Raw genomic sequence first — 10,578 nt, forward strand, 5'->3', positions numbered from 1 at the left:
CGCGCCATTTTCCCAATTCACTCCCGCTGCCGTGGGATCGACACGCTCGCCCCACGTCTCAAAAGCGTGAAGAAGGACGACAAGGAGAGCTGCGACGGCGCGGAGCGCCTGAATGGTCAGAAAGTTCCCGGGTGAGTTTTCGCGCGCCGAGATTGTCACGCAAGACCCGACAACACGCCGGCACCAGCCAGAAGCACGACCACCGTCCATGACGGCAGTTTCCAAACCGTGAGAAGCAGGAAGCCCGCCGTCGCCAGTGCAAAATCGCGCGGCGTCAACACCGCGCTGGTCCAGACCGGGCTGTAGAGAGCCGCGCCGAGAATGCCGACCACCGCTGCGTTGGTGCCACGCATGGCGGCCTGAGCGGCGGGGCGCGTGCGCATCGCATCCCAGAACGGCAGCATGCCGTAGACGAGCAGCATCCCCGGAAGCTGCAGTGCAACGAGGGCAAGGGCTGCGCCGCCGGGACCATTCGGGGGCGGACCCATCACCGCCCCAAGATAGGCGGCAAAGGCGAACAGCGGCCCCGGCACCGCCTGTGCCACGCCGTAGCCCGCCAGGAATGCCTCATTGCTGACCCATCCCGGTGTCACGACCTGCGCCTGCAACAGCGGCAGCACGACATGGCCGCCGCCAAAGACGAGCGCTCCGGAGCGGTAGAACGCGTCGAACAAGGCGATCGCCTGCGAGCCGGTCGCAGGGACGAAGATCGGAGGGATCAGGAGAAGTGCCGCGAACAGGGCGAGCGCGACGATGGCCGCCCGTTGGCTGACCGGAAAATTCAAATGCCCGGAAACAGGTGCGACGTCTGCCCGACAGAGCCAGAGGCCGGCGCAAGCCCCGAGCGCGATCGCTGCGATCTGCCCGAACGATCCGGCAAAGAACACCACGATCGCAATCGCGGCAAGCGCTATCCCTGCACGGGCGCGATCGGGAATCAGGGTTCGCGCCATGCCCCAGATAGCTTGTGCGACCACCGCGACGGCGACGAGCTTGAGGCCGTGCAGGAATCCTTCCGCAACCGGCCCCGTGAAGGCTGCTGCGCCCATCGCAAAGGCGAACAGGATCAGGGCCGAGGGCATGGTGAAGGCGAACCACGCAACCAGGCCGCCCAACAGGCCGTTGCCGCGGAAAATTCCGAGTGAAAAGCCGACCTGGCTGGAGGCCGGTCCCGGAAGAAACTGGCAAAGCGCGACCAGGTCGGCGTAGTCGGCTTCATCGAGCCATTTGCGCCGGACGACCAACTCGTTGCGGTAATAGCCGAGATGGGCGATCGGGCCGCCGAAGGAGGTCAGGCCCAGTTTCAGGAATGCCGTAAAGACTTCACCCACCCGGCCCTTCGGAGCATCACTGCTCACGGGCGGACACCGGCAATCAGCCCTGGTGCTTCATCGCTTCGCCGGTGAATTCCCGAACCCGGACCTTGGCCAATGCGAGCCCCTGTTTGCCCAGTTTGGTTGCCTTGTAGAGCTTTCGTCCGACGCGCCCCTGGCGCAGCACCCGCGACGTCAGATAGCCGTTGCGTTCCATCGCATGAAGCATCGGGTACAGAGTTCCGGGGCTGAGGCGGTAGCCGTGATGCGCCAGTTCGTCGATCATCCACTGGCCGTAGATTTCCCGTTCCGCCGCGTGGTGCAGGATATGCAGCCGGATGAAGCCGGTGAGCAGATCGTTGAACTTCATTGTCCGGATTCATGTGATTCGGCCCAACTATCGATAGACGATATCGGGAACCGATACTGTAGCCAAGCGTTTCCGCCCGTAGCATAAGCAAGGGAGACGATAATGGCTTCCCTATCCGACAAGAATCCTCAACATCACACCCAAAATATCAAAAAGCGCCTTTCCGAGACGGTGACACATCTCCGGGGGGATATCGGCAAAGTGGACGAACCGCAATTGAAGGCCATGTTTGAAACTTCAGCCGAGGTGCTGGGTGGACTGATCAAGGCGTTCGACGACTACGAAAAGAAGAACGAGGCAGCCTGGCGAAAATAGCCCCGATCGGGTGGCGCCGTTGCAGTGAAATTGCCCGGTTGGCGAGTCGTTCGATTCAGACTATCGCATTCGATCGTCCAACCCGGCCGCAGGTCGATTTGGTCGTTGCGACGGAGTCCCTCATGACAATCGATCGCCGCCGGCTGCTGCAAGCCGGAGGAATTGCAGCGCTCTCGGCAGCGCTCCCTCAATTGGTCCGGGCTCAATCCTCAGGCAGCCCATCCGTATCGCCCCAAGACGCGGCAGATCACGCGGCCGATCAGACGATCCGGATCGGCAATGGACTGGTTGAACTGGCACCGGATCGCATCATTTCCACCACTACCTACAACGGACAATTTCCCGGCCCGCTGCTGCGTCTCAGGGAGGGCCGGCAGATCGTCGTCGATATCCATAACGACACCGACACGCCGGAGCAGTTACACTGGCATGGGCAGACGCTGCCGGTCGACGTGGACGGCGCTTCGGAAGAAGGGACACCGTTTATTCCGGCCCATGGCATGCGCCGGATAAGCTTCATGCCCGGCCCGGCCGGATTGCGATTCTACCACACCCACCTCACGCCCGGCGCCGATCTGTCCGGCGGGCAATATGGCGGACAAGTAGGAACGGTCTACATCGAGCCGAAACATGAGCCGGGCCGCTACGACCGCGAAGTATTCCTGATGCTCAAGGAATTCCAGCCGGCGCTCAGTCGCGGCGGCGATATGGATATGGATTTCCTGGCGCCGGCGACCCGGGTCAAGGCGCTCGAAGAAGCCGGCGAGTCGGCGATGCGCGCTTCTTTGGCCAGGGGCATGGCGCACGGCTTCGAGGTCGGTTACAGCCTGTTCTCGATCAATGGCCGCATGTTGGGTCATGGCGACCCCATTCGCGTGAAGACCGGGGAGCGCGTCCTGTTTCATATCGTCAACGGCAGCGCGACCGAAATCCGCAGCCTCGCTTTGCCGGGACACAGCTTCGAGGTGATCGCGCTGGACGGCAATCCCGTCCCGACATCGACACAGGTACCGGTGCTGTGGCTGGGGACCGCGGAACGCATATCGGCGGTAGTTGAAATGAATCATCCGGGAATATGGGTGATGGGCGACCTTGCGGACGATGACCGCACCAGGGGCATGGGCATCGTAGTCGAGTATGCCGGCAAGACAGGAAAGCCGACATGGATCAAGCCGGCTCCGTTCAAATGGGATTACACGCGATTTGGAAAGTCGGGACCTGCCGGGCAAGCGCCTGACGAAATCATCGAGATGACGTTCACCAAGAACAACGCCGCCAACCAAGGCTTCAACGAATGGCGCATCAATGGCGTGGCGTTCTCGATGGACAGGATGGAGCCGATGTTTCATCTGCGCCAGGGCAAACGCTATCGGCTGCGCATGAGCAATGCCAGTGACGACGTCCACCCCGTGCATCTGCACCGTCACAGTTTCGAATTGACGCGGGTAGCCGGAAAAACCACAGGCGGAATCGTGAAGGATGTCGTGATGCTGGGCGGTTACCAGCAGGTGGAAATGGACTTTGTCGCAGACAATCCCGGCCGAACCCTGTTCCACTGCCATCAACAATTGCATATGGACTTCGGATTCATGGCGCTTTTCGATTACGTCTAGTGCAAGTCTGCCCAAGCCTGGTCCCCGTATCATCGGGACGTCGTGAGAATTCACCGAGCTGGATTTGAAGGAAAGTTGTGCATCCGTTGCTGAACCGACGCCAATTCGCAATCGGATCCGCCGCCGTCGCCTCCGGCGGTCTCGTTGGCGGCATTGCCGGCATTCGCCTTGCGCAAAGCGAGTCGGTGCACTTCACCAGGCGCCTGCCGATCCCTCCGTTGGTCGACGCGGCCAAACAGGCCGGCGCGGTGAGATTGAAGGTCGGCTCCGGACGGCACGCATTCGTCGAGGGCAAGCCGGCGCCGTGCTATGGCTACTCAGGACCGGTGCTTGGGCCGGCCATCCGGCTGCGCCGTGGCGACGAGGTGGAGATCACGGTCGAGAACGCGCTCGACGTTGACACGACCGTGCACTGGCACGGACTTCTGGTGCCCGGAGATGTCGATGGCGGGCCGCATCAAGTCATCAAGTCAGGCGGCACCTGGCGCCCCAGGCTCAAGGTGGAGCAGCCGGCTGCAACCGCGTGGTTTCATCCTCATCTGCATCATGACACGGCGCGGCAGGTCTATATGGGTCTCACGGGACTGATCATTGTCGATGACGGCTCCGACGCCAGCCTCGGCCTGCCCCGCAGTTACGGTATCGACGATTTGCCCATTATCATTCAGGACCGATCGTTCGCTTCCGATGGATCGCTCTTGTACGATCTCGATCCCGACCCGCAAACCATCCAGTACGGCAACCGGGGTACCACCATCATCGTCAACGGCGTGGTGGGCCCGGTCGCCAGGGTTCCATCCGGTTTGGTGCGGTTGCGAGTTCTCAACGCGGCCAACGCACAAAATTTCGACCTGCGCTTCAGCGATCGCCGCGAGTTTCGCGTCATTGCGTCGGACGCCGGATTTCTTGCAGCGCCGGTTTCGATGAAGCAGCTCAGGATTGCTCCCGCGGAACGTTTTGAAATCCTGGTCGACTTCGGCAACCGCAAACCTGTCATGCTAGAGACCGGCCCCGATACACTGATGGGGATCTTCGGCACGGTGTCGCCGGATGGCTCCGCCGATTTCGTGTCGATCATGCGCTTTGAACCCACGGCGATGGCGGCAACAGCAAGATATTTTCCGGCTCGCCTCGTTGAACCCGCTGCGGCCAATTCCCAGGCAGCCGTGCAACGCCGTCAGTTCGTCCTGGACAGCGGGATATGCGGCGGACAACGGCCGACGGAGATGGGCATGCTGCCGGGCATGTGCATTAACGGAAAAACCCACGACCTGGCCCGCATCGACGTCGAGACCAGGCTCGGCACGCTCGAAATATGGGAGATCGTCTCGGTCGGCATGGCCCATCCTTTTCACGTGCACGGTGCGTCGTTCCGGATTTTGTCCCTCGACGGCGCGCCGCCGCCGGCGCATCTGGCTGGCTGGAAGGATGTGGTTCTGGTCGAAGACAAGGCCGAGCTTCTGGTCGCTTTCAATCACTCCGCGACGCCGCAACATCCCTTCATGTATCACTGTCACATCCTTGAGCATGAGGATGCCGGGATGATGGGGCAATATGTCTGCGCCTGACGGCCGCCAATGCGTCCGTTCAGTGGGGAGATACCCGAACCGGATAAACGTCGGGCACCTCGTGTGGTGGACCGGCATTATCAGCTGTTGACGCCCGTTGTGTGGACGATGCAAATGTCAACCGACAGGACGAATGCGGATGATACCGGCAAGGAACAACAATGGCGCGTAAGCCATGAGCGGTCGCCAGTTTCCACTCATTCTGGCGCTCGGCACCACGCAGACGCTGGCATGGGCTTCGAGCTATTACCTGCCGGCGATCCTGGCCGACCCAATCGCGCGCGACCTTGGCGTCTCCCCGAACTGGATCTTCGCCGCCTTCTCGGCATCGCTGGTGATTTCGGCAATGCTGGGCCCGCGCGTCGGCCGGCAGATCGATCTCGTCGGCGGCCGCCAGGTGCTGTCGATTTCCAATTTGACGCTCGCCGCCGGCCTGACGCTGCTCGGCTTCAGCTATTCGATCCCGGTGCTGGTGATCGCATGGCTGCTGCTCGGCGTCGGCATGGGCCTTGGGCTCTACGACGCAGCCTTCGCGGCACTCGGGCGCATCTATGGCGAGGCCGCGCGCCGGTCCATCACCGGCATCACCCTGGTCGCGGGTTTTGCCTCCACCGTCGGATGGCCGCTCTCCACCTGGGGACTGGACACGATCGGATGGCGCAACACCTGCTTTGCGTGGGCGGCCGCGCATATCCTGATCGGCCTGCCGATCAATTTCTTGATGCTGCCGGCCGTCAAGGGCGCGAAGGCGGCCGTGGCGGCGGCGGTCAAACCGCAGATTCCGATCGATCGAACCATGATCCTGCTGGCGTTCACCTTTGCGGCGGCCTGGACCGTCACCGGCGCGATGGCGGCACACATGCCCCGCATACTCGAGGCCGCGGGGGCGACAACCGTACAGGCGGTGGCGGCGGGCGCGCTATTCGGTCCGGCGCAAGTGGGTGCACGTATTCTCGAGGCCAGTTTTCTCAGCCGCTATCATCCGCTGCTGTCGACCCGGCTTGCCTGCCTGACGCACCCCATTGGCGCCGCCATCCTCGCGGTAGCGGGCGGCGGCGCGTCCAGCGCGTTTTCGATCTTCTTCGGTCTCGGTAACGGCATCCTGACCATCGCGCGCGGCACCCTGCCGCTGGCGATCTTCGGAGCGGAAAATTACGGCTATCGCCTCGGCCTGATCGGCGCGCCGGCGCGAATGGCGCAGGCGGCCGCGCCACTGCTGTTCGGCCTTTTGATCGACATAATGGGCAGCCGCGTCCTGATCGTCTCGTCCGCGCTCAGCCTCTCGGCCTTGCTGGCGCTATGTTTGCTGCGGACGAAGCCGGCGGTGGCGTGACCGCGTCGCGCGAAGCCTGAGAGATTTATCCTTCCCATCCCGCGTCGTTTCGCGCAAAATCACCGCATGGAAAAACAACCCGATCCGGCAGCACCCAAAAGCCTTGTGCAATGGGCGATGACGCCGCCGCAATCCTATGTGATTTATCTGGTTTGCCTGTTTCTGGTGGCGGGATCGTCGTTCTATATCGGTTCGCTGAGACCGAAGAAGGCGATCGGCTTCGGGCCGCCGCCGGTCTCCGCTCCGTCCGTGCCGCGCAACTGATACCGTTATGACCGGGCAACAAGAAGAGCGTTGATGTCCGGATCAAGCCCGCGCATGACGGTCGAGATGGAGGATGTCCGAATGACAAGCAACAAGAAGCCTTCGATCATCCGTATTAATCCGCCCGAGCTCGGCGCGCCGCCCGGCTATTCGCAAATCGTCGACATCAACGCCGGCCGCATCATCTTTATTGCCGGGCAAACCGCGCTCGACCGCGATGGCAATGTCGTCGGCAAGTATGATTTTGCCGCGCAGGCGGCGCAGGTGTTCTCCAATCTTGGTTTGGCCCTGCAGGCGGCTGGATGCACGCCCGCCAATCTGGTGAAGCTGACGGTGTTCCTCACCGACATGGGCAATCTTGCCCGCTATCGCGAGGCGCGAAACAGCTTCTTCGCTTCGGTCACGCCACCGGCGGCGCCGGCGGTGACGCTGGTCGAGGTCTCGAAACTGTACGGTCCGGATTTCAAGATCGAGATCGAGGCCATCGCGGCCGGGTGAGGCATCGCCTCCGCGCAACTGACACGACCGGTGTTTTCAGGGCTGCTTCGGCAGCTTGCCGATCCACGCGACGATAGCAGCGACGACAGCTTCCCGGTGAGCCTTCAGGCTATTCCCGGTCATAACGATTGCCAGCGTCAATCATCGATCTGCCGCGGACGTTTTCGCCTCTGATGTCGCGATCCAGATCCCGGCGAACACCGCGACCAGTCCGAACACGAGATTGGCGGTGATCGGCTCGCCCACCAATTGGGTCGCGAGCAACGCCGCCGCGATCGGGTTGACGGTCATGGTGGCGGCCACGCGTGTCGGCGTCGCTCGCTCCAGCGCCATGACCCAGAGGATAAAGGCAAGCGCGCCGCCGCCGATGCCGAGATAAATGCCGGCAATCCATCGCGAGGCATTGAGGTTGCCGAGGACCGCGACGCTGCCGGTCAGCGAACCCACGAGGATCAGCGCCGCGGCGCCGGCGCCCATACCGACGGTCAGGAAGCCAAGTGCGCTGGATCGCCGGATAAACGGACGCGACCAGACATTATAGAACGCCATGCATAGGACAGCGCCGGTCATGATGAGCTCGCCTCGCCATGCTCCGGACGGCGCTACCGAAAGGCCCCATGCTAGCGCTGCGACCACGCCAAGCACGGCGATGCAGACTCCGATAGATTGCCGCAACGTCAGCGGCTCGACGCCGAGCAGCGCGCCGATCACCATGGTGTGCAGCGGCAGGGTCGCCAGCGCCAGGCTGGCGCGGGCCGCGGTGGTAAAGCCGACGGCGATATTGTAGAGGACGAAGAACAGCCCGAAGAAACACAACCCCAGCACCGTCACCGCAAGCCAGTCGCGGCGTAGCGGCCATTTTACCTTGAGGAAAAGTGCTGCCGGCAGCAGGCACGCAAAGCCGATGCCGCAGCGCAGAATGGCAAGCGTGATCGGATCGGCATTACCGACGAGATAACGGGTGATCGCAGCCGCGCTACCGCCTAGGAGGCTCGACGCCAGCGCGATCGCCACCCCGATCCATTCATTCAAGCCCGGTCTCCTGTATCTGAGGGACCGCTTCTATGGCGCGATCAATTGCAGGGCGAGAACCACGATCATGCGGCCAAAGCTGAACAGATGATCGCGATAGACGGCGCGCGCCAGCGTCGACTGCAGCTCGGGCGCGTCCCTGGCACCGCCGAGCCTCCTGGCGTTCGGAACGGTGCGGGTGATCGTGAGCACAAAACCGCTGCCGGCCAGTGCGATCGAAACCCAGCGGATCCACCACGGGGTCGCGCCCTGCACGATCTCGGCGCAGATCGCGCCAAGCGTGACAACCATCACCAGCGCGACCAGGCGGTTCATCGGATAGGCGTCGGTGGTCACGCGGCGGTAATAGGCTGAAATCGACGCCAGCACGTCCGCGGGCAACACGCCGCCGGCGTTTCGCGTCTGCACGTCGAACATCAGATCGAACCACAACACGGCGAGCAGGAAGCTGGTTCCTGCCGCTGCGAACATCTGCATCACGAAGTCCCCCGTTGGCGCATCGCATCCGCCGGCAGCCCGATCGCGTTCAATGCGAGTGTTCGGCCGCCACCTGTGTCCCGGAACAAGCCTCGACCTCGACCGTCACATGACACAGCCCCTTCAGGCCGCCGAGGCGGCGCTTGTAAGTGGCCGGCGGCAACGGATTGTCCGAGACCACGGAAATCACAGCGGCGCGGTGGCCGGGACCGACCTGCCACAGATGCAGATCGGTGACGCGGTCGCCCCGGGTTTCCAGCCGGCTGCGGATCACGCCTTCGAGGTTCTTGTCGGCGCTGACGTCGAGCAAAATCGCGCCTGAATCGCGTATCAGCCCGAATGCCCAACTGCCGATCACGAGACTGCCGACGATTCCGACCAGCGGATCGGTCCATACCCAGTGCGAATACATCGCCGTGACCAGTGCTGCGATGGCGAGAACCGAGGTGGCGGCGTCGGCCAGCACATGGATGTAGGCCGCGCGAAGGTTGTTGTCGTGGTGATGGTGGTCATGGTCATGATCATGATCGTGATCTTGGGAATGGCCATGGCCATGATGATGCTCGTCACTGTCGCGCAGCAGCCACGCGCTGACGAGATTGACGCACAGGCCAAGGCTGGCGACCGCGATCGCCTCGCCGTACCCGATCGGAACCGGATAAAACAGACGGACCACGCTTTCATAGGCAATCTGAACCGCAATCAGGCTGAGGATGAGGGCGCTGGAAAACGCCGCGAGGTCGCCGAACTTGCCGGTGCCGAACGCGAAACGGGAATTGCGCGCATGCTGGCGCGCGAACAGATAGGCGGTCGCGGCGATCCCGAGGGCTGCCGCATGGGTCGCCATATGCCAGCCGTCGGCCAATAGCGCCATCGATCCGAACAGCGATCCCGCCGTAATCTCGCCTGCCATCATGACGACGGTCAGCGCGACCACAAACCAGGTGCGGCGCTCGTTATGGTCGTGCCTCGGACCCAGGAACACGTGGTCGTGGGTCCATTGGTCGACGGAATGGGAGTGCATGGGCCGATCCCTCGAAAGACGGAGTCCGATTCGTGCCACGAATATAGGCCGTGGGAGAGGAAGCGCTACCCGATCGACGAAGCAAAGCGACAGGCATTGTAATATTGTTCATGGGAATAGGCGTCGTCGCTACACCCTTGAGGCGCGCCCGGCGATTTGTTCCCATTGCCTTTGCGATCGGTCCGAATTAATAAGTCTGCAGGGGAAAAGCAGTGCCCCTTGAGACTTCGGTCCAACGACTGCGCAGCACTCGGCTTGTCGAGGAGATTTGCGCATGGACGACCAAAAGCCTCCGATATCTTCGCACGATCCTCTTGGACAGATCGGCTCCGATGCGGCGCCGATTTTGTCGCACATGAATAGAGATCGAACCGGCAAACTGGCACTGCTGTGGCCCAGGGATGCCCCGAAGTGGCATGCGGAAAAGCCGCAGGACTACCGACTCAGTCGCGTTTTCGAAGCGATGACCGCGCTCGGCATCGAAGCCGAACCCGCGCTCTATGCCGACGACATAGCGGATCAGGTGCGCGAGCAGCTTCTCCGTAGCGATGGCGTCCTCGTCTGGGTCGATCCGCTCTCCCAGGGGCGCGACCGTATCGTACTCGACGCGTTGCTGCGGGATGTGGCGTCGAACGGCGTATGGGTCAGTACCCATCCCGACGTCATCCTCAAGATGGGCGTGAAGGAAGTGCTCTATCGCACCAGGCATCTGGGCTGGGGCACGGACACCCATTTATATCGCGACGCCGGTGCGTTCCGAGAGGAATTTCC

General features: G+C 62.5%; 11 protein-coding genes and 1 pseudogene. 7 read left to right on the forward strand and 5 right to left on the reverse strand.

What is annotated here, in order from left to right; translation table 11 throughout:
* Window positions 1-155: 155 nt before the first annotated feature.
* A complete protein-coding gene (gene chrA / locus E7813_RS17230) occupies window positions 156-1,358 on the reverse strand; it encodes a chromate efflux transporter (protein WP_291575847.1) in 1,203 nt (400 codons plus the stop codon).
* 16 nt (window positions 1,359-1,374) lie between these two features.
* The gene (locus E7813_RS17235) at window positions 1,375-1,683 is read right to left on the reverse strand and encodes a PadR family transcriptional regulator (protein WP_291575849.1); all 309 of its coding nucleotides are present in this window, start codon (window positions 1,681-1,683) and stop codon (window positions 1,375-1,377) included.
* 102 nt (window positions 1,684-1,785) lie between these two features.
* On the opposite strand from E7813_RS17235, the gene E7813_RS17240 reads away from it, so the two are divergent.
* From E7813_RS17240 to E7813_RS17265, 6 genes are all read left to right on the forward strand, one after another.
* On the forward strand, window positions 1,786-1,998 hold the full coding sequence (locus E7813_RS17240) for a hypothetical protein (RefSeq protein ID WP_291575850.1): 213 nt from the start codon (window positions 1,786-1,788) through the stop codon (window positions 1,996-1,998).
* A gap of 122 nt (window positions 1,999-2,120) precedes the next feature.
* Window positions 2,121-3,611: a multicopper oxidase domain-containing protein gene (locus tag E7813_RS17245; protein ID WP_291575851.1), complete on the forward strand. Its 1,491-nt coding sequence runs from the start codon at window positions 2,121-2,123 to the stop codon at window positions 3,609-3,611.
* Window positions 3,612-3,697: 86 nt separating this feature from the next.
* On the forward strand, window positions 3,698-5,179 hold the full coding sequence (locus E7813_RS17250) for a multicopper oxidase domain-containing protein (RefSeq protein ID WP_291575852.1): 1,482 nt from the start codon (window positions 3,698-3,700) through the stop codon (window positions 5,177-5,179).
* 175 nt (window positions 5,180-5,354) lie between these two features.
* On the forward strand, window positions 5,355-6,512 hold the full coding sequence (locus tag E7813_RS17255; RefSeq protein ID WP_291575853.1) for an MFS transporter: 1,158 nt from the start codon (window positions 5,355-5,357) through the stop codon (window positions 6,510-6,512).
* A gap of 66 nt (window positions 6,513-6,578) precedes the next feature.
* On the forward strand, window positions 6,579-6,776 hold the full coding sequence (locus tag E7813_RS17260; RefSeq protein WP_291575854.1) for a hypothetical protein: 198 nt from the start codon (window positions 6,579-6,581) through the stop codon (window positions 6,774-6,776).
* A 33-nt stretch (window positions 6,777-6,809) separates the two neighbouring features.
* Window positions 6,810-7,274: a RidA family protein gene (locus E7813_RS17265; RefSeq protein ID WP_291575855.1), complete on the forward strand. Its 465-nt coding sequence runs from the start codon at window positions 6,810-6,812 to the stop codon at window positions 7,272-7,274.
* Between the two features lie 141 nt (window positions 7,275-7,415).
* Here the strand turns inward: E7813_RS17265 and E7813_RS17270 are convergent, their stop codons facing one another.
* Genes E7813_RS17270 through dmeF form a run of 3 tightly spaced genes read right to left on the reverse strand, consistent with a single transcriptional unit; the run spans window position 7,416 to window position 9,807 of the window.
* Window positions 7,416-8,306 carry a DMT family transporter gene (locus E7813_RS17270; RefSeq protein ID WP_291575856.1) on the reverse strand — a complete coding sequence of 297 codons (891 nt, stop codon included), beginning with the start codon at window positions 8,304-8,306 and terminating at the stop codon, window positions 7,416-7,418.
* Window positions 8,307-8,336: 30 nt separating this feature from the next.
* Window positions 8,337-8,783, reverse strand: coding sequence for a hypothetical protein (locus tag E7813_RS17275; RefSeq protein ID WP_291575858.1), 447 nt, complete (start codon window positions 8,781-8,783; stop codon window positions 8,337-8,339).
* A 49-nt stretch (window positions 8,784-8,832) separates the two neighbouring features.
* Complete coding sequence (gene dmeF, locus E7813_RS17280) at window positions 8,833-9,807, reverse strand: CDF family Co(II)/Ni(II) efflux transporter DmeF (protein ID WP_291575860.1); 975 nt, start codon at window positions 9,805-9,807, stop codon at window positions 8,833-8,835.
* Window positions 9,808-10,081: 274 nt separating this feature from the next.
* Here dmeF and E7813_RS17285 point away from each other — a divergent pair.
* Window positions 10,082-10,578 (forward strand): annotated as a pseudogene (locus E7813_RS17285) (hypothetical protein); the annotation flags it as partial.

The sequence above is a fragment of the Bradyrhizobium sp. genome, assembly GCF_004799405.1.
Classification (GTDB): Bacteria; Pseudomonadota; Alphaproteobacteria; order Rhizobiales; family Xanthobacteraceae; genus Bradyrhizobium.

What these genes read in the sequence shown, in the direction of transcription:
- E7813_RS17235 (WP_291575849.1), bottom strand. Translation starts at nt 1,683, where the DNA reads ATGAAGTTCAACGATCTGCTCACCGGCTTCATCCGGCTGCATATCCTG.
- E7813_RS17240 (WP_291575850.1), top strand. Translation starts at nt 1,786, where the DNA reads ATGGCTTCCCTATCCGACAAGAATCCTCAACATCACACCCAAAATATC.
- E7813_RS17245 (WP_291575851.1), top strand. Translation starts at nt 2,121, where the DNA reads ATGACAATCGATCGCCGCCGGCTGCTGCAAGCCGGAGGAATTGCAGCG.
- E7813_RS17255 (WP_291575853.1), top strand. Translation starts at nt 5,355, where the DNA reads ATGAGCGGTCGCCAGTTTCCACTCATTCTGGCGCTCGGCACCACGCAG.
- E7813_RS17260 (WP_291575854.1), top strand. Translation starts at nt 6,579, where the DNA reads ATGGAAAAACAACCCGATCCGGCAGCACCCAAAAGCCTTGTGCAATGG.
- E7813_RS17265 (WP_291575855.1), top strand. Translation starts at nt 6,810, where the DNA reads ATGTCCGGATCAAGCCCGCGCATGACGGTCGAGATGGAGGATGTCCGA.
- E7813_RS17275 (WP_291575858.1), bottom strand. Translation starts at nt 8,783, where the DNA reads ATGCAGATGTTCGCAGCGGCAGGAACCAGCTTCCTGCTCGCCGTGTTG.
- dmeF (WP_291575860.1), bottom strand. Translation starts at nt 9,807, where the DNA reads ATGCACTCCCATTCCGTCGACCAATGGACCCACGACCACGTGTTCCTG.